General features: G+C 69.4%; 22 protein-coding genes. 12 read left to right on the top strand and 10 right to left on the bottom strand.

Features of this window, described 5'->3' with window-relative positions; genetic code table 11:
- Window positions 1–247 precede the first annotated feature (247 nt).
- Genes paaB through paaE form a run of 4 tightly spaced genes read left to right on the top strand, consistent with a single transcriptional unit; the run spans window position 248 to window position 3,036 of the window.
- Complete coding sequence (gene paaB / locus YWM_RS0106870; protein ID WP_028850103.1) at window positions 248–553, top strand: 1,2-phenylacetyl-CoA epoxidase subunit PaaB; 306 nt, start codon at window positions 248–250, stop codon at window positions 551–553.
- Between the two features lie 14 nt (window positions 554–567).
- On the top strand, window positions 568–1,443 hold the full coding sequence (gene paaC, locus YWM_RS0106865) for a 1,2-phenylacetyl-CoA epoxidase subunit PaaC (protein WP_028850102.1): 876 nt from the start codon (window positions 568–570) through the stop codon (window positions 1,441–1,443).
- A gap of 20 nt (window positions 1,444–1,463) precedes the next feature.
- Window positions 1,464–1,952 (top strand): 1,2-phenylacetyl-CoA epoxidase subunit PaaD, encoded by a 489-nt coding sequence (paaD, locus tag YWM_RS0106860; protein ID WP_028850101.1) that lies wholly within the window; start codon window positions 1,464–1,466, stop codon window positions 1,950–1,952.
- Window position 1,953: 1 nt separating this feature from the next.
- Complete coding sequence (gene paaE, locus YWM_RS0106855; RefSeq protein WP_028850100.1) at window positions 1,954–3,036, top strand: 1,2-phenylacetyl-CoA epoxidase subunit PaaE; 1,083 nt, start codon at window positions 1,954–1,956, stop codon at window positions 3,034–3,036.
- On the opposite strand, the gene YWM_RS0106850 is transcribed toward paaE, so the two are convergent.
- Window positions 3,024–3,596: a TetR/AcrR family transcriptional regulator gene (locus tag YWM_RS0106850; RefSeq protein WP_028850099.1), complete on the bottom strand. Its 573-nt coding sequence runs from the start codon at window positions 3,594–3,596 to the stop codon at window positions 3,024–3,026. The two genes, paaE and YWM_RS0106850, sit on opposite strands and share 13 nt — an antisense overlap.
- Window positions 3,597–3,660: 64 nt before the next feature.
- Here YWM_RS0106850 and YWM_RS0106845 point away from each other — a divergent pair, with 64 nt between their 5' ends.
- Window positions 3,661–4,170 carry a nitroreductase/quinone reductase family protein gene (locus YWM_RS0106845; RefSeq protein WP_028850098.1) on the top strand — a complete coding sequence of 170 codons (510 nt, stop codon included), beginning with the start codon at window positions 3,661–3,663 and terminating at the stop codon, window positions 4,168–4,170.
- Window positions 4,171–4,260: 90 nt separating this feature from the next.
- Here YWM_RS0106845 and YWM_RS0106840 read toward each other — a convergent pair whose 3' ends face one another.
- A complete protein-coding gene (locus YWM_RS0106840) occupies window positions 4,261–7,215 on the bottom strand; it encodes a type II toxin-antitoxin system Rv0910 family toxin (protein WP_028850097.1) in 2,955 nt (984 codons plus the stop codon).
- Between the two features lie 172 nt (window positions 7,216–7,387).
- Here YWM_RS0106840 and YWM_RS0106835 point away from each other — a divergent pair, with 172 nt between their 5' ends.
- Window positions 7,388–8,545 carry an acyl-CoA dehydrogenase family protein gene (locus tag YWM_RS0106835; protein WP_028850096.1) on the top strand — a complete coding sequence of 386 codons (1,158 nt, stop codon included), beginning with the start codon at window positions 7,388–7,390 and terminating at the stop codon, window positions 8,543–8,545.
- Window positions 8,546–8,562: 17 nt separating this feature from the next.
- Here the strand turns inward: YWM_RS0106835 and YWM_RS0106830 are convergent, their stop codons facing one another.
- From YWM_RS0106830 to YWM_RS0106820, 3 genes are read right to left on the bottom strand one after another with little or no spacing between them, the layout of a single operon-like run.
- The gene (locus YWM_RS0106830; RefSeq protein WP_028850095.1) at window positions 8,563–9,735 is read right to left on the bottom strand and encodes an alpha-hydroxy-acid oxidizing protein; all 1,173 of its coding nucleotides are present in this window, start codon (window positions 9,733–9,735) and stop codon (window positions 8,563–8,565) included.
- Window positions 9,732–10,697, bottom strand: a complete 966-nt coding sequence (gene ligD, locus YWM_RS0106825) for a non-homologous end-joining DNA ligase (RefSeq protein WP_028850094.1) — start codon at window positions 10,695–10,697, stop codon at window positions 9,732–9,734. The genes YWM_RS0106830 and ligD overlap by 4 nt, the downstream gene beginning before the upstream one ends.
- A 9-nt stretch (window positions 10,698–10,706) precedes the next feature.
- Window positions 10,707–11,582, bottom strand: coding sequence for a glycerophosphodiester phosphodiesterase family protein (locus YWM_RS0106820; RefSeq protein WP_245565946.1), 876 nt, complete (start codon window positions 11,580–11,582; stop codon window positions 10,707–10,709).
- Between the two features lie 224 nt (window positions 11,583–11,806).
- Between YWM_RS0106820 and YWM_RS22510 the strand changes: the two genes are divergently transcribed.
- Genes YWM_RS22510 through YWM_RS0106795 form a run of 5 tightly spaced genes read left to right on the top strand, consistent with a single transcriptional unit; the run spans window position 11,807 to window position 16,549 of the window.
- Window positions 11,807–12,958: an MASE1 domain-containing protein gene (locus YWM_RS22510; RefSeq protein ID WP_169720965.1), complete on the top strand. Its 1,152-nt coding sequence runs from the start codon at window positions 11,807–11,809 to the stop codon at window positions 12,956–12,958.
- Window positions 12,903–13,418 (top strand): sigma-70 family RNA polymerase sigma factor, encoded by a 516-nt coding sequence (locus YWM_RS0106810; protein ID WP_028850092.1) that lies wholly within the window; start codon window positions 12,903–12,905, stop codon window positions 13,416–13,418. The genes YWM_RS22510 and YWM_RS0106810 overlap by 56 nt, the downstream gene beginning before the upstream one ends.
- Window positions 13,415–14,122, top strand: a complete 708-nt coding sequence (locus tag YWM_RS22505; RefSeq protein WP_052344629.1) for a zf-HC2 domain-containing protein — start codon at window positions 13,415–13,417, stop codon at window positions 14,120–14,122. Before YWM_RS0106810 ends, YWM_RS22505 begins: the two co-directional genes overlap by 4 nt.
- Before the next feature lie 32 nt (window positions 14,123–14,154).
- Window positions 14,155–14,619: a pyridoxamine 5'-phosphate oxidase family protein gene (locus tag YWM_RS0106800; protein WP_028850091.1), complete on the top strand. Its 465-nt coding sequence runs from the start codon at window positions 14,155–14,157 to the stop codon at window positions 14,617–14,619.
- A 22-nt stretch (window positions 14,620–14,641) separates the two neighbouring features.
- Window positions 14,642–16,549, top strand: coding sequence for a glycoside hydrolase family 15 protein (locus YWM_RS0106795; protein ID WP_028850090.1), 1,908 nt, complete (start codon window positions 14,642–14,644; stop codon window positions 16,547–16,549).
- Here YWM_RS0106795 and YWM_RS0106790 read toward each other — a convergent pair.
- From YWM_RS0106790 to YWM_RS0106780, 3 genes are all read right to left on the bottom strand, one after another.
- Window positions 16,533–17,378, bottom strand: a complete 846-nt coding sequence (locus YWM_RS0106790; protein WP_028850089.1) for an alpha/beta hydrolase — start codon at window positions 17,376–17,378, stop codon at window positions 16,533–16,535. The genes YWM_RS0106795 and YWM_RS0106790 overlap by 17 nt on opposite strands.
- Window positions 17,379–17,408: 30 nt before the next feature.
- On the bottom strand, window positions 17,409–19,202 hold the full coding sequence (ggt, locus tag YWM_RS0106785; protein ID WP_052344628.1) for a gamma-glutamyltransferase: 1,794 nt from the start codon (window positions 19,200–19,202) through the stop codon (window positions 17,409–17,411).
- A gap of 115 nt (window positions 19,203–19,317) precedes the next feature.
- The gene (locus tag YWM_RS0106780; protein WP_028850087.1) at window positions 19,318–19,704 is read right to left on the bottom strand and encodes a helix-turn-helix transcriptional regulator; all 387 of its coding nucleotides are present in this window, start codon (window positions 19,702–19,704) and stop codon (window positions 19,318–19,320) included.
- A 58-nt stretch (window positions 19,705–19,762) separates the two neighbouring features.
- Between YWM_RS0106780 and YWM_RS0106775 the strand changes: the two genes are divergently transcribed.
- A complete protein-coding gene (locus YWM_RS0106775) occupies window positions 19,763–20,128 on the top strand; it encodes a hypothetical protein (protein WP_043659905.1) in 366 nt (121 codons plus the stop codon).
- On the opposite strand, the gene YWM_RS26395 is transcribed toward YWM_RS0106775, so the two are convergent.
- Window positions 20,123–20,644, bottom strand: coding sequence for a transporter substrate-binding domain-containing protein (locus tag YWM_RS26395; protein ID WP_028850085.1), 522 nt, complete (start codon window positions 20,642–20,644; stop codon window positions 20,123–20,125). The genes YWM_RS0106775 and YWM_RS26395 overlap by 6 nt on opposite strands.
- On the bottom strand, window positions 20,602–21,015 hold the full coding sequence (locus YWM_RS26390) for a hypothetical protein (RefSeq protein ID WP_028850084.1): 414 nt from the start codon (window positions 21,013–21,015) through the stop codon (window positions 20,602–20,604). The genes YWM_RS26395 and YWM_RS26390 overlap by 43 nt, the downstream gene beginning before the upstream one ends.
- Window positions 21,016–21,053 lie beyond the last annotated feature (38 nt).

Raw genomic sequence — 21,053 nt, 5'->3', positions numbered from 1 at the left:
ATCCCGACGGCCACTCTCATCGATCCCTCGCTTCCCTCGGTGCCGGTATGACGCGTCCCCGCTCCGCCGTCAACGCCCTACATAGCGATCGATCGCAGTGCCTAATCAGCGGTCAGAACAAGGAGGCGGGACAGGGGGCTCAGCCACCTGAGCCATCGAGGGCAGCCAGCATGAAAACCATCCCTGCCCCGCCTGCGTCCCCCGATCATTCCGGACGACCGGAGGTTGACTTGAAAGGTAGGGCGGCATGAGCAGCTCCGGTGAGCAGGTCCGGCACGAGTGGCCGCTGTACGAGGTGTTCGTGCGGTCCAAGCGCGGCCTGAACCACGTGCACGTCGGCTCGTTGCACGCCGCGGACGACGAGATGGCGCTGCGCAACGCGCGTGACCTCTACACCCGCCGCAACGAAGGCGTGAGCATCTGGGTGGTCAAGGCCGCGAACATCGCCGCGTCCAGCCCGGACGAGAAGGATCCGTTCTTCGCGCCGTCGGCGGACAAGGTGTACCGACACCCGACGTTCTACGACATTCCCGACAACGTCCCGCACATGTGAGCGCGGTGTCCAAGATGGCATTCGACAACGCCTACGAGGCGATCACCGAGGAGAACGACGCCCGGTGGGCTTACGGCACCGGGTTCACCGACCCGCTGGCCGGAGTGGACACCACCGTGCCCGCGGAGGTGGACGGCGCCGACCTGGCGGCGTATTGCCTGATGCTCGGCGACGACGCGCTGATTCTGTCCCACCGCCTGCAGCAGTGGTGCACGCATGCGCCGGAGCTGGAAGACGAAGTGGCGCTGGCCAACATCGGACTGGACCTGCTCGGCCAGGCGCGCATGCTGCTGACCAGGGCGGGCAAGGCGGACGGCAGCGACCGCACCGAGGACTCGTTCGCCTTCTTCCGCGCCGAGCACGAATTCCGCAACGTACGACTGGCCGAGGCTCCCAACGGTGACTTCGCGTTCTCCATGGCACGCCTGCTGGTGTTCGCCACCTGGCGGCTGGCGCTGCTGCAGCGGCTGACGTCGTCGATCGACCCGGTGCTGGCGGCGATCGCGGCCAAGGGAGTCAAGGAAGTCACCTATCACCGGGACTACGCCGCACAGTGGGTTGTCCGGCTCGGCGACGGCACCGAGCTGTCGCACGAGCGCATGCAGGCCGGACTCGACGCGGTGTGGCCGCTGGTCGGTGAGCTGTTCGAGCCGCACCCGGTGGAGCTGCGGCTCGGTCCGGCGGCGGTCGACGTCCGCGAGTTGCGGCCGGAGTTCGACGAGGTGATCGCGCAGGTTCTGGGTGCCGCAACGTTGCAGGTGCCGGACGCCGAGCCGCTGGCCGGGGTGTCCGGCAAGGCGGGCCGCGACGGCGTGCACACCGAAGCCATGGGTTACCTGCTGGCCGAGCTGCAGTCCGTGGCGCGGGCCCATCCGGAGGCGACATGGTGACCGCCACGGCGACGACCGAGATGAGCCGCGCCTACCAGGTGGCGGCGAGCGTGACCGATCCCGAGCTGCCCATGCTGACGCTCGCCGACCTGGGTGTCCTGCGCGAGGTCACCGAAGAGGACGGGGTGGTCCGGGTGACGATCACGCCCACCTACAGCGGTTGCCCGGCGATGGACACCATGCGCGACGACCTGGTGCACGCGTTGCGCGAAGCCGGGTATCGGGACGTGGATGTCCGCACCGTGCTGCACCCGGCGTGGAGCAGCGACTGGATCACCGAAGAGGGGCGGCGCAAGCTCGCCGAGGCGGGGATCGCTCCGCCCGGGCCCGCGCCCCGTCGCTCCGGGCCGATCCCGCTGACGCTGACGCCACCGTCCAGCCGGGTCCCCTGCCCGAAGTGCGGTTCGCCGGACACCGTGGAGACCGCGCGGTTCTCCGCGACGGCGTGCAAGGCGCTGCGCCGCTGCCGTTCGTGCGACGAGCCGTTCGAGCACGTGAAGGAGATCTGACGTGACCGCTTCGGCCCCTGCTCCCGCGCGCACGCGGTTCCACACGCTGACCGTCGCCGAGGTCACGCGGCTGTGTGAGGACGCGGTCGCCATCAGCTTCGACGTGCCCGAGCACCTGGCGGACGAGTACGACTTCCGCCCAGGCCAGTCACTGATCCTGCGGCGGACCATCGACGGCGTCGAAGAACGCCGTAACTACTCGATCTGCGCCCCGGCAGGTGCGAAGCCGCGCATCGGTGTGCGCGAAGTCCCGGACGGCTTGTTCTCCACCTGGTTGGTGCACCAGGTGCGGCCGGGCGACGAGATCGAGGTGTCCACCCCGACCGGGTCGTTCACCCCGGATGTCGACGTGCCCGCGCACCACGTGCTGGTCGTCGCCGGCTCGGGCATCACGCCCGCGCTGTCCATCGCGGCGAGCGTGCTGACCAACCCCGCATCGACCGTGACGTTGCTGTACGGCAACCGGCGCACCAGCACCGTGATGTTCGCCGACGAGCTGGCCGACCTGAAGGACCGCTGTCCGCAGCGGTTCAACCTGATCCACGTGCTGTCGCGGGAGCCGCGAGACGTGGAGCTGTTCAGCGGGCGGCTGGACGCGGAGCGAGTGCGGGCCATGCTGCCGCTGCTGGGTGGCACTGCGCAGGTCGACCACTGGTGGCTGTGCGGGCCGTTCGGCATGGTCACCGACGTGCGGGACCTGCTGCAGGGCGAGGGCGTTCCGCGCGACCGCATCCACCAGGAGCTGTTCTACGTCGGAGATCTCCCGCCGGCGCCGGCGACGCATCCCGAGCCCGGGGTGGTCGGCGCCAGCAGCGAGGTCGTGATCCAGCTGGACGGACGCACCACCACGGTCGTCACACCGCGGGACGCCTCGATCCTGGACGGCGCCCAGCGTGCGCGACCGGACTTGCCGTTCGCCTGCAAGGGCGGCGTCTGCGGCACCTGCCGTGCGCGCGTGGTCGACGGCAAGGTCGACATGCGCCGCAACTTCGCACTGGAGGACTACGAGGTGGAGGCGGGTTTCGTGTTGACCTGCCAGTCCTATCCGGTCAGCGAGCAGATCACCGTCGACTACGACGCCTGATCGCCCGCCCACAGGCGGCGCAACGGCGCCATGCCTTCCTCGACGTAGTCGGCGATGCTGCGCTGACCGCCGTCGTCGTACCAGCGCTCGAGCGCGCCGAAGTAGCCGAACACGAGCGCGTTCGCCATGACTCGAGCCTGAGTGGCGCCGTGCGTCTCGGCTAGCAGGGGCGCGATGCGCTGCGCGGCGCGGTCGAGCTCTGCCAGCGTCGCCAGGCGCACCGACGGCTCGGCAAAGAAGTAGCGGACGCGCCGCCACGGACCGTCGTCCCGCTGGCCCGACTCGAACCGGCGCACGGCTTGCAGGAGGCTGGCGATCGGATCGGCAGGGTCGACGATGTTCGCCAACTCGTCGGCCGTGAGGGTCGTGAACTCGTCGGCGGCGACCAGATTCTCCTTGGTGCCGAAGTAGCGGTAGACCGACGACGCCGACACACCCGCGGCTTTGGCGATCTCCTCGATGGTCACCGCGTCGAAGCCGCGCTCGTCGAACAGATCGAGCGCGCATTGCTGGATGCGGCGCATGGCTTCGCGCCGCCACTGCTCCCGAAGGCTCGCCACGCTGTCAGCCTATCAGGTGGAGATAGTCACTGTCAGAATGAAAGTCACTTGCTAACATCGCGTCATGAGCAAGTCAGCCCGTCGTGTCGCCGGTGAAGCCCTCAGCGCGGTCAAGCGCGCCCTCTACCGCGGCGGACGCCCGAGCCGCGCCATGAAAGTGGTGCTCAAACTGGACGCCTGGCTCTACGCGAAAGGCCTCACGGTCCCGCAAGGCGGTGTGCTGCGCGTGCCCGGACGACGTTCCGGAAAACCCACCGCCGTCCCGATCGCCATCGCGGACGTGGGAGCCGAGGAATATCTGGTCTCCATGCTGGGACCGGAGGCGAACTGGGTCCGGAACGTGGAGGCCAACGGCCGGCGGGCCGTGATCAGCAGGCGGAAGAAGGACGTCGAGGTGCTGCTCGAGGAGATTCCGGTCGCCGACCGGGCGCCGATCTTGCAGCGCTACGCCGCGATCGCTCCCGGCGCGCGGCCCCACCTCGGCGTGGGGGCCAGGCCGACGCTGGAGCAGTGCGAGGCGATCGCCTCGGCTCACCCCGTCTACCGAATCAAGCAGGGCGCCGCCAGGCCGTGACCGTCGAGCAGGCCGCCACCGCCCAGTGACCAGTCGAGCAGGCGTCAGCGCCCTCCACCGTCAACCGCTGCACCACCACCGAGCGGGCCGTCACCGGCCCTTGAACACCGGGTCCCGCTTCTCGGCGAACGCCCGCACGCCCTCCGTGGCGTCCTCCGACATCAGCGCCGCCGCGGCGATGTCGGCCTGCTTGGTGAAGGCTTCCTCGGTGGTCCAGTCGCTCGCCTCGGCGATGATCCGCTTGCTGACCTGGACGCTGATCGGAGCGTTCACCGCGATCCGCTCGGCCAGCTCCAGCGCGGCATCCAGCACCGAACCGGCGGGCGCCAGCGCGTTGATCAGACCGAGCTCGGCCAGCCTGCGCGCAGGCATCGGGTCACCGGTCAGCGCCAGCTCCATCGCGATGTTGCGCGGAAGCCGATCACGCAGACGCAGCACGCCACCGGCGGCCGCGGCCAGTCCGCGCTTGGGCTCCGGCAAACCGAACTGTGCGTCGTCAGCGGCCACGATCAGGTCCGCGGCCAGCGCCAGCTCGCATCCGCCCGCCAGCGCGTGACCTTCCACCGCGGCGATCAGCGGTTTCGTCGGCGGCTTCGCGGTAAGTCCGAGCGGCCCACGTTTCTCGGTGACCGGGAACTGACCGCGAGCGGCCGCCTTGAGGTCCATGCCTGCGCAGAACGAGCGACCCGCGCCGGTGATGATCGCCACCCGCGCCCGCTCGTCCGCTTCGAACGCATCGATCGCGCGTTCCAGCGCGGTGGCCGTGGCCACGTCGATGGCGTTACGGGCTTCCGGCCGGTTCAACGTGATGATCATGACCTGGCCACGACGCTCGGTCAGCACCGGCGGCGCAGGAGGCTCCGGCAACGGCTGCGGCTCCCCCGACTCGAACGTGACCTCGCCGTCGGCGATCTGCACCGGACGTCCGACCGCATCACCGTCGAGCAATGTCTGGATCACCTCGGCCTCGGTGGACCGAATCAGCACACGGGCTCCGTCCGGCGCGAGAACGCTGAGGATGGCCGCCTCCGGCTCTCCGTCGCGGCTGTACGGCACGGTGTAGGCCTCCACGACGGCCGGTCCGCGGTAGCTCGACCGCACCGGCCGCGCGGGCGGGTGCTCGATGACCGGCTGCAGGTGCCGGTATCGCTGCTTCGGCGGGGTCGCCGAATAGATCCCCAGCGCGTGCTTGGTCAAGTACCACCCGAGCGAGGTGGCCAGCCCGAACGCCTCCGGCTCGGCCCGCAGCAAGGGCAGCAACGAGGCGACGCCATGGCTGCCGTAGTTGTTGCCCGGGCCACCACCGAACGTCAGCCCGCCGGTGACCGTCAACGGCCGCCGTGGGTCGTCGGTCGGCAGTCCGAGCTCACGGGCGGCGATCTGCACCGCGGACGGGAAGCACGAGTACAGGTCGACGTGCCGGAGCTCGTCCGGCGTGACGCCCGCGTGCTCCATCGCGGCCTTGCCCAGCGTGTTGATGGCCGGCGAGGCGGCGAGCCAGGCGCGGTTGGCGACGTACCACTCGTCGTGGCCGGAGGCACCGGCATGCAGGAAGACCCACTTGTCCTGCGGGATGCCCGCGGCCTCCGCCGCGGCGGCGCTGCACATGATCAACCCGGTGGCCAGGTCGACCTGCAGGTTCGCGCACATCAGCTTGGTGTAGGGCGCCGAGACCATCCGGTTCTGTTCGGACGGCGTGACGATCTCCTCGGGGTCGAATTCCTGCGGGAGCCACGCGTACGGGTTCTTCGCCGCCACCGCCGAGAACTGCGACCACAGCCGTCCGACGGCCTCCTGGTGTTCCTTGGGGTCGCGTCCCGCCTGGGCCCGCACCGCGGTCTCGAGCAGCGCGTACATATAGATCGGCATGCCGAGCCCGACAGCGGTCTCCGCTTCGTGGTTGCCGGGCCGGTCGATACCCACGACGCGGGTCGGCCGGACGTCGGCGCCCTGCACGGGCCAGTCCGGCGTGCCCTCGGTGGCGGCCAGTGTCGCACCGGCCTCGGCGCCGCTGAGCAAGACGATCGACGTCTCGCCGTTCGCGATCGCCTCTGCGGCATCGTTGATCAGCAGCTGCGCGCCGTCTCCCCCGAGCGGCGTGGACTGCACGGTGCTCTGCGGCCTCGCACCGACGCCTTCGGCCACCGCCCTCGCCTGATCGTTGTACGTCCACGACGCGCTCGCGACCGCGTAGACCGCGTCCGCCGCGCGAAGCAGCTCCTCGTCGACACCCGCGTCCTGGGCCGCGCGGCGCAACGCCACGACCGACAGCGCCGCCGGGTCCTGGTTGCCGCCTTCGCGCTGCACGACTTGTCCGGCGCCGACCAGCACCGGGGTGTTGGGGTCCAGCAGCTCACCGGTGGCGTGGTGCCGCACCGGGGCGCGCTTGGCCCTGCCCGGCGAGTCCTCGTTGGCCAGCACTCCGGCAAGCTGCGCCAGCGAGGCCTGCAGTTCGTCGGTCAGGCTGCGCAGCACGGAAGCACCCATCGGCCCCTTGACCGGCTGGCCGTCGAGCCCGGCGTCGAAGAACACCTGGGCGCCGTCGGCGTGCTCGGTGACCGTGATCCAGAAGGCGAACTTGACCCCCATCGGGCCGAGACCGTGCAGCTCGAGCCCGTTGTCGTTGACCGAGACCACGGTCCAAGTGACGTCCGCGGGGATGCCCATGACCTTGGCCTGCTGCACGAACGTCTGCCCCTCCTGGGCACCTTGCGGCGCTTCCCCGCGCCACCCGGCGTGCGTGGTCAGCCATTCCGGGAACCGGCCGGGGTCGGAGATGAACGCCAGGGTGTCCGCAACCGGGGCCGCGACGACCTGCTCGGCGTGGGTGCGCGCCGCCCACTCCGACAAGCCCTCCGGCGGGACGTAACCGGCGGCCTTGGCCTGCGCAGACGGCTCGGGGTGGCCGGCATCGGCCGGTCGCGTCGATCGACCGAACATCCCGCGGAGGAGTTCCCGGCGCAGGCGTGGATCGGAGGCGGCGGCCCGTACCAGCCGCCGAGCGCCTCGCACCTGGGCACGAACCTTGCGCAGCGGGCTGCTCATCGACCCTCCACTTACCGTCCGTTCGGAATGTATGTTGGGGCATTGTGGCTCACCGAGGCGTACCGCGACACATTTCTTCGGCCAACTTCGGCCGGTGCGGCACGCCCCACGCGAATCACAAGCGCACGACCGCGCGAACCGGTGTCACAGAGGCTTGAGCAAAGGAGTCGCCGTGCGGCGCACCGTCTTCACCACCGAACACGAGGACTTCCGCAAGACCATCCGCGCGTTCATCGAGTCGGAGGTCGTCCCGGTCTACCCGCAGTGGCTCGATGCGGGGATCGTCCCGCGCGAGTTCTACTACCAGCTCGGCGAGCTGGGTGTGTTCAGCATCGGCGTGCCCGAGCAGTACGGCGGCGCCGGCGAGGGTGGCTACAAGTTCCAGGCGGTCATCACCGAGGAGGTCGCGCGGGCAGGCGTGTCGTTCGGCGGCAGCAGCGTGCACATCGGGCTGTGTCTGCCGTACCTGCTGCGTTATGCCACCGAGGAGCAGAAGCAGCGATGGCTGCCCGGCATGGTCTCCGGTGAGATCATGTTCGCCATCGCGATGACCGAGCCCAACACCGGCTCCGACCTGGCGGGTATGCGCACCACGGCGAAGCTGTCCGACGACGGCAAGTACTACATCCTCAACGGCGCCAAGACGTTCATCACCGGTGGCGTGCACGCCGACCGGGTCATCGTGTGCGCGCGGACGTCGCCATCCAAGCCGGACGACCGGCGCTTCGGGATCTCGCTGCTGGTGGTCGACACCAAGTCCGAGGGGTACACGGTCGGCCGGAAGCTGGACAAACTCGGCCTGCGGGTGTCGGACACCGCGGAGCTGTCGTTCACCGACGTGCGGGTGCCGGTCGAGGACCTGCTCGGCGAGGAGAACCAGGGCTTCACCTACCTGGGCCAGAACCTGCCGCAGGAGCGGCTCGGCATCGCGGTGTCCGCGTATGCGCAGGCGGCGGCCGCGGTGCGGTTCGCCAAGGAGTACACGCAGGAGCGCACGGTGTTCGGCAAGCCGGTCGCGTCGTTCCAGAACACCAAGTTCGAGCTGGCCGCCTGCCAGTCCGACGTGGACGCCTGTCAGGCCGTGGTGGACCGCGCGCTCGACGCCCACGACGCCGGTGAGCTGACCGCGGCGGACGCGGCTTCGGCGAAGTTGTTCTGCACCGAGACGGCGTCGCGGGTCATCGACCGCTGCCTGCAGCTGCACGGCGGGTACGGCTACATCAACGAGTACCCGATCGCCCGGCTGTACGCGGACAACCGGGTCAGCCGCATCTACGGCGGGACGTCCGAGGTGATGAAGCTGATCATCGCCAAGAACATGGGGCTGTAGCGCGCAGGCCGCCTGCGTCATCCCGCCCGGTCGAGCACCCCCGGCTCGAGGTCGTCGAGCGCGTGGCCGGACAGCGCCATGGTCAGGTCGAACTCGGCGAGCAGGCAGCGCAGCACGTGCTCCACGCCTTCCTGCCCGCCGAGCGCCAGCCCGTAGGCGAACGGTCGCCCGAGCAGCACCGCCTTCGCCCCGAGCGCCAGCGCCTTGACCACGTCGCTGCCGGTGCGGATGCCGGAGTCGAACAGCACGGTGAGCTCGTCGCCGACCGCCTCGACGATCGGCCCCAGCGCGTCCAGCGAAGCGATCGCGCCGTCGACCTGCCGCCCACCGTGGTTGGACACCACGATGCCGTCCATCCCGGCGTCCGCGGCCGCCTTGGCGTCCGCCACCGACTGGATGCCTTTCAGCACGATCGGCCCGTCCCAGTGCTCGCGCAGCCACGGCAGCCGCTCCCAGCCCAGGCCCGGGTTCGGGAAGACCTGCGCGAACTGCAGGGCCGCGGTGGTCATGTCCTCCTCCGGAGGCTTGGCCAGCTTGCTGCGGAAGACCGGGTCGGTGACGTAGTTGGCGATCCCGTCGCCGGCCAGGAACGGCAGGTAGCCGCGATCCAGGTCGGCCGGGCGGTAGCCGAGCAGCAGGGTGTCCAGGGTCAGCACCAGCACGCTGAAGCCGTTGTCCTTCGCCCGCCGCAGAAAGCTCAGGCACAGCTCGTCGTCGGTCGGCCAGTACAGCTGGTACCACCGCGGGGCGTTCCCACCCGCCTCGGCGACCTCCTCGAAGCTGCGCGACGCCTGCGTGGAGTGCACGTACGGCACGCCGAGGCCGGCGGCCGCGCGCACCGTCGCGAGTTCGGCGTCCGGGTGCGCGAGGTTCTGGACCCCGAGCGGGGCGAGCATCACCGGTGCGGGCATCTCGGTACCGAGCACCGTGGTCGCATAGCTCCGGTCGGCGCGGCTACGCAGCATGCGCGGCACGATGCGATACCGCTCGAACGCCGCCCGGTTCGCCCGCGTGGTCGCGCTGTCGCCCGCGCTGGGCACGATGTAGCCGAACGCTTCCGGGCTGAGCTTGTCCCGCGCGTATTCCTCCAGCCGCGCCAGGTTGGTCGTCCACGACGGCTTGGTCCCGGCGAACATGCCCTGCGCATAGATGCCGAGCTGGTGGTCGCTGAAGTTTCCCGGCTGCGTCATCGCCCCTCTTTCCGCTCCCGTTCCCGTTTGCGTCGTTTTCCTTCGTGCATCGCCACGACCCTGGCGACCGGGATCTCCATGCCCTCGGCCACCAGGTCGTCGCTCAGCCGCTGCCGCTCGGGCATCGCGCTTGCCCACGGGTCGGCGTCACCCAGCCGCTCGAGCACCGTCCGCACGGTGAAGTCGCGCGGGTCGACATCCTCCAGGTCGTCCCAGGAGACCGGGAAGGACACCGTCGCGCCGGGCCGCACCCGCGGACTGTAGGCCGCCACCACGGTCGACCCGTACGCCCTGGTCGAGTCGAGGAAGACCTTGCCACCGCGCTTGTCCTTGACGTACTCGGTGGTGCCCACGTCGGGGTCGACTCGTTCGGCCCTGGCCGCGATGGCGCGCGTGGCCGCTGCGGCCTCATCGGCGGTGGCCCCGGCGAGCGGCACGAAGATGTGCGCGCCCTTCGATCCGCTGGTCTTCACCGCTCCGCGCAGGCCGAGGTCGCGCAGCGCCTGCTCCACCAGCCGGGCGGCTCGGGCCACGGCGGCGAAGCCCTCTCCGGCAGGCGGGTCGAGATCCAGCACCAAGTAGTCCGGATGCTCCCAGTCGTCGGCGCGCACCAGCGTCGGGTGGTACTCCACCGCGCGCTGGTTGGCGAACCACAGCAACGTTCGTCGGTCGTCGCACAGCGCGTGCCGCACGTCGCGCCTGGACGACTGCGCCCACAACTCCACGGTGCGGATCCACTCCGGGGTGTACTTGGGCACGTTCTTCTGCATGAACGGCTCCTGACCAGGGCGAACCCGCACTACGGACAACGGACGGCCGGCCAGGCCCGGCAGGATCCGGTCCGCCACGGCGTCCAGGTAGTCGATCAGATCGCGCTTGGTGGCTTCGGCGCCGTCGAACAGCGTGCTGTCCAAACTGGACAGTTCCACTCCGGCCCGGACCTCGTCCGGCTTGCTCGCCATGGCCGCCTCTCATCCGCACGGATCGACGCCCGGCCTGCCCGGACGCTCGATGCCACGCTCGTCGAGGATCCGCTCCAGCAGCGCCGGGTAGGCGGGCATCAGGCCGTCGGCGCACGAGTCGATGATCCGGTTGTACGTCGCTTCGTCGTCCGGCGCCGTTCCGCTGAACCACACGTGCACCGCGTAGCCGTCGGCGTGCGCCCGGCGGATGAACTCCGGCGTGGCGATTTCCAAGCCCTGATACCGCACCGGAATTTGCAGCGCGACAGTGCCGTGCATCGGTTTGACGCCGAGCAGGAAGTACGCGGCGAGCCCGGCCATTCCAGGCGCGATGGGGATGTCGGGCGCCAGCAGATGGAACTTGGCCACCGCGAGGTCGTTGAACGACGTCACGATGAAGTCCGTGCGGCCGGTCTTTTTCAACAGGCGGGCCAACAGCTTCGCGTTGTGCAGGAACGAAGGAATGTCCGCGTCGCTGGTGCCTTTGATTTCGATGTTGATCGGCGTTCGCGGGAAGGCCTCGAGCACATCAGCCAGTTTCGGGATCGCGAAATCCGACGGCTGGTAGCCCGGCGGCGGCTCCTTGTCCCCGGTCCGCACGCCGCGCAGTGGATACGACTCCGGCGGCTCACCGGGCACCGCATGCCTGCCGGGGATGAAGTTGTACGCCGCGTCGAGCTTGTGCACTTGCTCGAACGTCAGGTCGCGCACCTTGCCGGTGCCGTCGGTGGTCTGGTCGACGGTGGCGTTGTGGATGACCACCAGCTGGTCGTCCTTGGTGGATTGGACATCCAGCTCGAGCATGTTCGCACCGAGCTTTACCGCGCGCTTGAAGGCGTATAGCGTGTTCGCTGGCGCTTCATTCTCTCCGCCGGCGTGGGCCATGTTGAGCACCCTCGCGTCCAGCCACGGATTGTCTGTCGTTCTGGTGGTTTCCCCCGCGGCCGGCCCAGGAAATGCCAGTACCAACGCGACTGTGACGACCAGCACAACGGCTCTGCGCATGGGGTGCACTTTAGCCCGAACGGCCCGGAAGTAGCACTATGAAGATCATCGGCGATACCCAGGGCGGGACCAGACATTTCCGGCATTCACGGCGAGGGGTGGTCATGCCCGAGGTGAGCCCGAAGGTGGCCGTGGTTTTGATCAGCGCGGGCACGGCCATCGCCTACTGGCTGACCGGTCTCGCCGGCCTGCAACTGACGCTGGCCGATGGCCAGATCAGCCCCGTGTGGCCCGCCACCGGTGTCGCGCTGTTCTGCCTGGTCCGCTGGGGATGGCGAGCCGCTCCCGGCGTGCTGATCGGTGCCCTGCTGGCCACGTGGGAGTTCGGCGCTCCGCCGCTCGGCGTGCTGTTCAACGGGCTCGGCAACACCCTCGCCGCGGTCGCCGCCTGGCAGGTGCTCCGGCTGGTCGGCTTCCGCCCGGAACTCGATCGCATCCGCGACGCGGTCGCCCTGATCGTGCTCGGCGGCGTCGCAGCAGTGGCGCTGAGTGCCACGCTGGGCACCAGCGCGCTGATCGCTGCCGAAGCCATGCCTGCGGAGCAGTTCTGGACCACGTGGGCCATCTGGTTGACCGGCGATCTGATGGGTGTCCTGATGGTCGCTCCGGCGCTGTTCGCGCTGTGGTACCAACGCCCTCAGGTGGCACGCCCGCAGCGCGTCCGCATCGAAGCCGCGGTGTTGATCACCGCCACGGTGTGCGCGGCTGTACTCGGCACCGAGACCTCGATCGGCATCCTGTTCCCGACGGTCATCCCCCTGATCTGGGCAGCCGTTCGATTCCAGCTGCTCGGCGCCGCCTCGTGCGCCCTGCTCACGTCCGTGCTGGTCTCGCTGGCGGCCATCGAGGGCAACGGCCCGTTCGCGGGGAAGACCGTCCTGGCGACCATGATCGCGCTGCAGGTCTACAACGGATCCCTGGCGCTGATCGCGCTGCTGCTGTCGACCGCGATCACCGAACGCAACAAGGCGCAAGCCGCGGTCGAGGAGACCTGCGAGGTGCTCGCCGACGCGCTCACCCGGCTCGGCGAGAAGACCGGGCTCGGCGAGCGTACGCTGGCCGCGATCCGCCGGGCCACCACGGCCCCGGAGCCGGAGGCCGGGCTGGAACAGGCCATCGCGACGGTGCTGTCCGACGACGAACCGACCACCCCGGTGAACCCAGCGGACTCGGCATCCGTTGTGCGGGTGGGAGTGATCGATGACCGACGACCGCGCCGCGTTGCTGAGGACCCTGCACGACGAACACGCACCTGACCTCTGGCAGTTCGTGCTGCGCCTGACCGGTGACCCTCAGCTGGCCAGTGACGTGGTTCAGGAGACCTTGCTTCGTGCGTTGCAGCGGCCGGGGGCGTTGGCGCGAAGACACACGTCGCCGCGCGCCTGGCTGTTCACGGTGGCGCGGAACTTGGTCATCGACAACCAACGCAGCGCCCGTCAGCGACGGGAGATTCCACACGACGACATGCCCTTGGCGCGCGGCGCCGAATCGGAGGACAGCACCGATGCGTTGCTGGATTCGTGGCTGGTCGCCGATGCGCTCGCCCAATTGTCATCGGAGCACCGCACGGTGATCGTGCATGCCTTCTACGGTCGCCGCCCGATCGCCGACATCGCGGCCGAGCTCGACATCCCGCCCGGCACGGTGAAATCGCGGCTGCACTACGGACTACGCGCACTACGGCTCGCACTGCAGGAAAGGGGGGTGAGCCAATGACCACCACGGACCGGTACCGGGAATGGGACGCCGCGTACGTGCTGGGATCGCTCCCGCCCGGCGAACGCCGGGAGTACGAGCAGCACTTGTCCTCGTGTGACGAGTGCGCGTCCGCGGTCTCGACGCTGGCCGGGCTCGCCGGCCCGCTGTCCGCGTTGTCGTCGGAACAGGCCTTCGCCCTGCTCGACGACGCGGCGGAACCGCCGAGACCGCCGGACTTGTTGCCGGAACTGCTCGCGCATGCCGAACGGCGACAGCGCCGGTCGAATCGGCAGGCGCGCTGGCGCACCGTCGGGATCGCGGTGGCCGCTGCCGCTGCCGCGGCCGTCGTCGCGCTCGCCGTTCCGTGGGGCGACCAAGGCGGCGGACCCGCCCCGTCACCGCCGAGCATGACGGCGATGAAGAAGGTGGCGCCGAGCCCGATCAGCGCGGAGGCGCGACTGGTGGCCGGGCCGTGGGGCACCAAGATCGAGGGTGTCTGCCGCTACTCCGGCAAGTCCCGGCCGGACGGCCCGTCGTTCGAGTACCTGATGTACGTCACCGACCGCCGCGGCAAGACCCATCAAGTGGGTAGCTGGCGCGCGGGCCCGGGTACGACCTACACGTTCACCGGATCGACGAGCGTGCCGCGCACGGATATCGCGCAGGTGGAGATCTACGGCATCTACGGGGAGAAGAAGATCAAGGTACTCACATTGCCGTAGCCGTGGCGCGCCGAGCATGGCAGCCTCGGGCCATGAACCGCAGAAAACAGATCGCGATGACCGACGACGAGGTCGCCGCGTTCCTCGACGAGCAGCGCACCCTCACCTGCGCCACGATCGGCAAGTCCGGCTGGCCGCACCTGGCCCCACTGTGGTTCGTGCTGCGCGACGGCCAGGTCTGGGCGTGGACGTACGGCAAGTCGCAGAAAGTCCGCAACCTGGAGCGCGACCCGCGGGCGACGCTGCAGGTCGAGGCGGGCGTGGATTACTCCGAGCTGCGCGGGGTGACGTTCGAGTGCGATGTGGTGCTGCACCGTGACCCGGAGACCGTGCTCGGCATCGGCCTCGAGCTCACCGACCGCTACACCGGTGGTGCCGGATTGGCGCCCGGCGCCGAGGACATGATCCGCGCGCAGGCCGCCAAGCGGGTCGGGCTGCAGTTCGTCGAGCGCAAGCGGGCGAGCTGGGACCACAGCAAGCTGGGCGGCGCATACTGACGCGGCGACTTACCCTGGGGGGATGATCAGAACGCCGCCGCAGGACCACAGCGGCTACGCCGGCCGGTTTCCGCCGATCGGCGAGTACGGGTTCCTGTCGGATTGCGAGACCGCCGCGCTGGTCGCCCCGGACGGCGGGCTCGAGTGGCTGTGCCTGCCCCGGATGGACTCGCCGAGCGTGTTCGGCTCGATGCTCGACCGGGACGCCGGGGTCTTCCGGATCTCCCCCGCAGGCGTGCGGGTGCCGTCGGCGCGCCGCTACATCCCGGGAACGCTGGTGCTGGAGACGTCGTGGTGGATTCCCGGTGGCTGGCTGGTGGTCACCGATGCGCTGCTGATGGGGCCGTGGCACCACGACGACGAGCGGTCGAAGACGCACCGCCGCGCGCCGACGGACTACGACGCCGGCCACGTGTTGTTGCGCCGCATCCGCTGTGTCAACGGCCAGGTGCAGGTGCGGATGGACTGCTCGCCGGTGTTCGACTACGGCCGGGCGCCCGCCGAGTGGGCCTTCGACGGTTCCGGTTATCGCGAGGCGGTGGCAAGCGCGCCGGGCAGCGACGTGCGGCTGCGGCTGACCACCGACATGAACGTGGGGTTCGAAGGCCCGCAATGCACCGCGCGCACGTTGCTCAGAAAAGGCGAGAGCCGGTTCGTCGCGCTGAGCTGGAGCGAACACGCCCCGCCGCGCACGATCGAGGAGGCCGACGCCCGCTTGGAGTGGACGGCGCACCACTGGCAGCACTGGCTCGACCACGGCGACTTCCCCGACCACCCATGGCGGTCGTACCTGCAGCGCAGCGCGCTGACGCTGAAGGGTCTGACCTTCGCTCCGACCGGCGCGGTCGCCGCAGCCGCCACCACCTCGTTGCCGGAGGCACCGGGCGGGGAGCGCAACTGGGACTACCGCTACACCTGGATTCGCGACACCACCGCCACCTTGTGGGCGCTGGGCACGCTCGGCTTCGAATGGGAAGCCACCGACTTCTTCAACTTCGTCTGCGACGTGGCCGAGACCGAAGGCGGCGACCTGCAGATCATGTACGGCGTCGACGGCGAGCGGGTGCTCACCGAGTCGACACTGGACCATCTGTCCGGCTACGACGGCGCACGACCGGTGCGCATCGGCAACGGCGCCTACGACCAGCGCCAGCACGACGTGTGGGGCGCCGTGGTCGGCGCGATCAACTTGCACAGCGTGCGAACCGGCCGCATCGGCGACCGGTTGTGGCACATCGTCCACACGCAGGTGGAACGCGCGCTGGAGCGCTGGCGGGAGCCGGACCGCGGGATCTGGGAGGTGCGCTCGGCCCCGCAGCACTTCACCTCGTCGAAGGTAGCCTGCTACCTGGCCGCGGAGGCCGGGGCGGCCCTGGCCGAAGGACGCGGTGCGGCCAAGATCGCCGCGAAGTGGCGGGAAGCCGCCGAAGAGATTCGCGCCGACGTGCTGGCCAACGCCGTCGACGAACGGGGTGTGTTCACCCAGCACTACCAGACGAAGGCGCTGGACGCCTCGGCGTTGATCATCCCGCTGTTCGGATTCCTGCCGCCGGACGACGACCGCGTGCGCGCCACCGTGCTGGCCATCGCCGACGAGCTGACCGTCGACGGTCTGGTGCTCCGCTACCGCACGGACGAGACCGAGGACGGCCTGGAAGGCGCGGAAGGCACGTTCACCATCTGCTCGTTCTGGCTGGTACAGGCGTTGGTGTTGATCGGCGAGCTGGAGCGGGCCAGGACGCTGTGCGAGAAGCTGCTGTCGTTCGCCGGGCCGCTGCAGCTGTACGCCGAGCAGATCGATCCGCACACCGGCCGCCAGCTCGGCAACTTCCCGCAGGCGTTCACCCACCTGGCGTTGATCAACGCGGTGACCGCGCTGATCAAGGCCGACCGACAACAGCCCCCGTGGGCGCTCAAGTCCGCGCCTTGAGCCAGGCCACCACGTCGGCCAGCACTTTCTCCTTCTCCGGTTCGTTGAAGATCTCGTGGTAGAGGCCGTCGTAGACGGTGAACGTCAGGTCCGGCGTCGTCGCGCGCTCGGCCAGCAGTCGCGAGCCCTCCAGGCGGACGACCTCGTCGGCTCCGCCGTGCATCAGCAGGGTCGGCAGATCGACCTTGGGCAGCATGTCGCGGGTCTTGGCGACCGTGCTCAGCGTCTCCGCTCCGGTGCGCACCTTGATCTTGCCCCGGTACACCAGTGGGTCGGCGTCGTAGGCCGCCACCACCTGCGGATCCCGGCTGATCTTGCCCGATACGAACGGTGTCACGGCCAGGTCCGGCACGATCTTCGACAGCACCTTGGCCGCCACCTTCTCCACCGGTGAGCCCACCGCGATGTCCAGCGCGGGCGCGGACAGCACCAGGCCGGCGAGCGGGTAACGCGGCAGGCCGGTCACCTCGCACACGTAACCCGTGGCGATCAACCCGCCCATGCTGTGCCCGAGCAGGAAGACGGGCAAGCCGTCGTGCGCCGCGGCCGCTTTGCGTACCAGCCGGTCGGTGTCGATGAAGACCCCGGCGAACGAGTCGATGTTCGCCCGTGGCCCGTCCGACCGACCGTGACCGTGCTGGTCGAGCGCATACACCGCATAGCCCGCCGCGTTCAGCGCCGCGGCCACATGCGGGTACCGGCCGCTGTGCTCGGCGTAGCCGTGCAGGACGACCACGACTCCGACGGCTTGCCCGTCCGGCAGCCAGGACTGCCAGTAGATGCTTCTGCCTGCGGCGCCGGTGAACCAGCCTTCAGCGTGCTCGCTCATGCTCCAGTCCTACCCGACGCCACCCACCGGTCACCAGGGCCGCACGACCCCGGCGGAGCCGCCGCCCCTGCGCTCCGGCTCGGCCGCCGCGAGCAGCTTGCCGCCGGGCAGGAACTCGATACCGGTGGCGGCACCGATCTCCCCGCCGTCGACGAACTTGTGCCCACGCTCCTGCAGCGCCTGGGCCTCCGGGCTGTCGATCCAGGCTTGTTCGGCGCTGGTGGTCTCGCCGTTGCGTTGGGTCGCCCGCGGCGCCGCGATGGCCTCGGGCAGCGACGAACCGAGGTCGATCCGGTCGACCAGGATCTGCAGCACCGTGGTGATGATCGTCGACCCACCCGGCGAGCCGACCGCGAGCTTGGGCTTGCCGTGGTCCAACACGATGGTCGGCGACATCGAGCTGCGCGGACGCTTGCCGCCCTCGACCCGGTTGACGTGCGTGGTCGAGTCGTAGTTGAAGTCGGTCAGCTCGTTGTTGAGCAAGAAGCCCCAGCCGGGCACGGTGATGCCGCTGCCGCCGGTCGACTCGATGGTGAACGTGTAGGCCACCACGTTGCCGTGCTTGTCCGCCACCGTCAGGTGGGTCGTCGACGTGCCCTTCTCCAGCGTCACCGACGGGGTGCCGCTGCCCGAGCCGCCGCCGTTGTGCGGCCACGGGTCACCGGGCTCGACCTCACCGGCGGCCTTGCCGGTGATCAGCGCGCGGCGCTCGGCGGCGAAGTCCTTGCTGAGCAGGCCCTGCAGCGGGACGTCGACGAAGTCGGCGTCACCGACGTATGCGTTGCGGTCGGCGAAGGAATAGCGCGACGCCTCGAGGAAGTAGTGCAGCGCCTCTTCCCTCGTGATCCACTTCAGGCCGTAGCCCTCCAGGATGTTCAGCGCCTCACCGACGGTCGAGCCGCCACTGGACGGCGGCGCCATGCCGTAGACGTCCAGGCCGCGGTAGCTGACCTTGGTCGGCTCGCGCCAGTCCGCCCGGTACGACTTGACGTCGTCGGTGGTCATGTAGCCCTCGCGCCACTGGTGGTCGGCGTCGTCGGACACCGGCGGGTTGGTCACCGCCTTGGCCATCGCCTCGGCGATCGGGCCCTGGTAGAAGCCCTTGGCGCCGTAGCGCGCGATCCGCTCGTACGCCTTGGCCAACTCGGGGTTGCGGAACGTGCTGCCGACGTCGGGCGCGGTGCCGTCCGGGTCCAGGAACGTCTTGGCCGACGAGGGGATGTCGTCGAAGTACTCGCGGTTGTCCTCGGTCTGCTCCGCGAACGTCTCGTCGACCTCGAAACCGTTGCGGGCCACGCTGATCGCGGGCTGCAGCACCTGGCGCAGCGACTTGGTGCCGAAGCGGTCCAGCGCTTCCTCCCACCCGGCCACGGTCCCCGGCACGCCGACCGACCGTCCGCTGTAGCGGGCGTCGTCGAACGGCAGGACCTTGCCGTCCTCGAAGAACGCGTCCGGCTGCATCGCCTTCGGCGCTTTCTCCCGGTGGTCGATCGCGTGTACCTTCCGGTCCTTGGCCGTGTAGATCATCATGAATCCGCCGCCCCCGATGCCGCACGAGTACGGCTCGGTCACGCCGAGCACGGCCGCGGCCGCCACCGCGGCGTCGACCGCGTTGCCGCCCTTGCGCAGCACGGAAAGGCCGGCACGTGTGGCTTCCAGATCGACGGTGGCCACCGCACCGCCCGATCCGGTCGCCACCGGCTCCTTGGTCAGCGGGCCTGCCCACTTCGGATCGGCGGCCGCCGGCTGCGAAACCAGTCCTACTGTCAGCGCGCAGATCGAGACCATCGCCGCGCCCCGGGCGAAATGTCGGCGAGATACCATCGCGCTCCCCTTTCGACTTTTGGCCACGGGTGAAGATCATGCTCCGCCCGGCGTCGTGACGCCAGCCCCCGACAAAGGCCGGAGAAATTCGCGTGACAACGAACCGCTCGTCGTACTAATGCCGCAGAACACGGGCAAATTTGCTCATTGCGCTGGTCGCGGACGGTGTCACCGACGGGCCGAGCGCTGCCAGGCTGGCCATGACCGCGGCGACCTCCGAGAAATCCAGCGTCACGGGTGGAATGGTGTGTGCGCTGATCACAGTCGCACCGCCGTGCCGACCCGGCGTCACTTCGATCGGAACTCCGGAATGGCGCAGCCGCTGCAAGTCGCGCGCAATCGTGCGTTCGGCGACGCCGAATTCCTCGGCCAGTCTCCGCAAAGGCACGCGGGTGCGCGCGGCGGCGAGCAGCTCGATGATTCGTTGTTGCCGCTCGACGCGTCGCAACGTGAGGTGGTTGTCGCGTGAGGCGGCGGCGCGCCGCGCTGTGGCCTCGGCCATGAAATCTCCCGAAAATCACGACACCGGCGTGTCCTGGTTCGGACCTAGTGTCGCCGGCATGACCGACACCATCGCCGACACGTTCTTCGCCACCTACCGGCGCGCGCTGCTGGATCGCGACGCCCAAGCGATCGCCGACCACTACGCGGTGCCTGCACTGATCGAATTTCCCGGTCAGGCAATCGCAGTGACCGATGCGCAGCAGACCCTGGACTTCTTCGCTTCCGCCGTCGGGCAGTACGAGGGGGTCCATGACACCAAGGCCGAGATCGCCGTCATCGCGCAGACCGGGCACAGCGTGTGGGCCGACGTCGCGTGGTACGACGACGGCGAGCGCGCCGAACGGTTCGTCTACCAGCTCGTCGACACCGACAAGGGCTGGAAGATCGCCGTCCTCACCCCGCTGGAACTGCCGGTGTCATGAGGCCCGGGGCGGCTGGACGTGCGGGAACCGGACCGGTTCGAGATAGCGCTGAAAGAACTTCTGCCACGTACCGTCGGACATGACCTCATCCAGCGCGGCGTCGATTTCGTTCAACAGATCCGGCTTTGCCGGATTCACGCCGATCGAGTACTCGAGCATCCGGGTCTGCAGGTTCGCGTCCTCGGCCACTTTGTCGCGGATGTCGAGCAGCTGAAGGCCGTCACCACCGTCCGCCGCGAGGTCGGCCAGGTCCGCCGCATCACCGGCCACGCCGTCCACTTCCCCGGCCCGAAGCATCGTCACGCACTCGTCGATGCTGTCCCGCTCGACGATGTCGAACGCGGCACGAAGTTCCGCGGCGGGTCCGAACTCGACGTCGCAGACCTTCTTGTTCGACCGGTCGATGTCGTCGAACTCGGTGAGCTTGCCGTCCGCCACGAGCACGTTCGGCCCGCTGATGTAGTAGGGCATGCTCACACCGACCTTCGTGCGCTGCTTGGCGTAGTCCTCCGGCACCGCGACGACGAGATCGACGGCGCCTGCTCCAGCGCGTCGGGTTGATCCTGACGAAGGAGCTGCCAGGTGACGGTGAAGTCCTCGCCGAAGACTCGCTTGACCACCCCGCACGCGATCGCGACCCGGAACCCGTCGATCTTGCGGCCAGTGGCGCGGAGGTCGTCCGGCTGCACGCCGATGGTGACCGACTGCCGCCCGCCGCCTGGACAATCCGCCGACACCGTCTGCTGCTTCGGCGGCTGCTGTTCCGCCCCGACGGCGACCGGATCCTCGGCACATCCGGTGAGAACCGACGCCGCGGCGATCGCGGCGAACGACCTGCGCACCCAGCCGGACGACGACGGGCCGATGCTCAGCTTGCGGGAAGTCACGGGCGGGCAGATCAGCCATAACCCTGTTCAGCGTCAAT

The organism is Thermocrispum municipale DSM 44069 (genome assembly GCF_000427825.1).
GTDB classification, from domain to species: domain Bacteria; phylum Actinomycetota; class Actinomycetes; order Mycobacteriales; family Pseudonocardiaceae; genus Thermocrispum; species Thermocrispum municipale.
This window is presented reverse-complemented; position numbering and strand designations above follow the sequence as displayed.

Excerpts from the sequence above, each read along its gene's own strand:
- paaB (WP_028850103.1), top strand. The coding sequence starts at position 248 with ATGAGCAGCTCCGGTGAGCAGGTCCGGCACGAGTGGCCGCTGTACGAG.
- paaC (WP_028850102.1), top strand. The coding sequence starts at position 568 with ATGGCATTCGACAACGCCTACGAGGCGATCACCGAGGAGAACGACGCC.
- paaD (WP_028850101.1), top strand. The coding sequence starts at position 1,464 with ATGAGCCGCGCCTACCAGGTGGCGGCGAGCGTGACCGATCCCGAGCTG.
- YWM_RS0106845 (WP_028850098.1), top strand. The coding sequence starts at position 3,661 with ATGAGCAAGTCAGCCCGTCGTGTCGCCGGTGAAGCCCTCAGCGCGGTC.
- YWM_RS0106840 (WP_028850097.1), bottom strand. The coding sequence starts at position 7,215 with ATGAGCAGCCCGCTGCGCAAGGTTCGTGCCCAGGTGCGAGGCGCTCGG.
- YWM_RS0106830 (WP_028850095.1), bottom strand. The coding sequence starts at position 9,735 with ATGACGCAGCCGGGAAACTTCAGCGACCACCAGCTCGGCATCTATGCG.
- ligD (WP_028850094.1), bottom strand. The coding sequence starts at position 10,697 with ATGGCGAGCAAGCCGGACGAGGTCCGGGCCGGAGTGGAACTGTCCAGT.
- YWM_RS0106820 (WP_245565946.1), bottom strand. The coding sequence starts at position 11,582 with ATGGCCCACGCCGGCGGAGAGAATGAAGCGCCAGCGAACACGCTATAC.
- YWM_RS22510 (WP_169720965.1), top strand. The coding sequence starts at position 11,807 with ATGCCCGAGGTGAGCCCGAAGGTGGCCGTGGTTTTGATCAGCGCGGGC.
- YWM_RS0106810 (WP_028850092.1), top strand. The coding sequence starts at position 12,903 with ATGACCGACGACCGCGCCGCGTTGCTGAGGACCCTGCACGACGAACAC.
- YWM_RS22505 (WP_052344629.1), top strand. The coding sequence starts at position 13,415 with ATGACCACCACGGACCGGTACCGGGAATGGGACGCCGCGTACGTGCTG.
- YWM_RS0106800 (WP_028850091.1), top strand. The coding sequence starts at position 14,155 with ATGAACCGCAGAAAACAGATCGCGATGACCGACGACGAGGTCGCCGCG.
- YWM_RS0106795 (WP_028850090.1), top strand. The coding sequence starts at position 14,642 with ATGATCAGAACGCCGCCGCAGGACCACAGCGGCTACGCCGGCCGGTTT.
- YWM_RS0106790 (WP_028850089.1), bottom strand. The coding sequence starts at position 17,378 with ATGAGCGAGCACGCTGAAGGCTGGTTCACCGGCGCCGCAGGCAGAAGC.
- ggt (WP_052344628.1), bottom strand. The coding sequence starts at position 19,202 with ATGGTATCTCGCCGACATTTCGCCCGGGGCGCGGCGATGGTCTCGATC.
- YWM_RS0106780 (WP_028850087.1), bottom strand. The coding sequence starts at position 19,704 with ATGGCCGAGGCCACAGCGCGGCGCGCCGCCGCCTCACGCGACAACCAC.
- YWM_RS0106775 (WP_043659905.1), top strand. The coding sequence starts at position 19,763 with ATGACCGACACCATCGCCGACACGTTCTTCGCCACCTACCGGCGCGCG.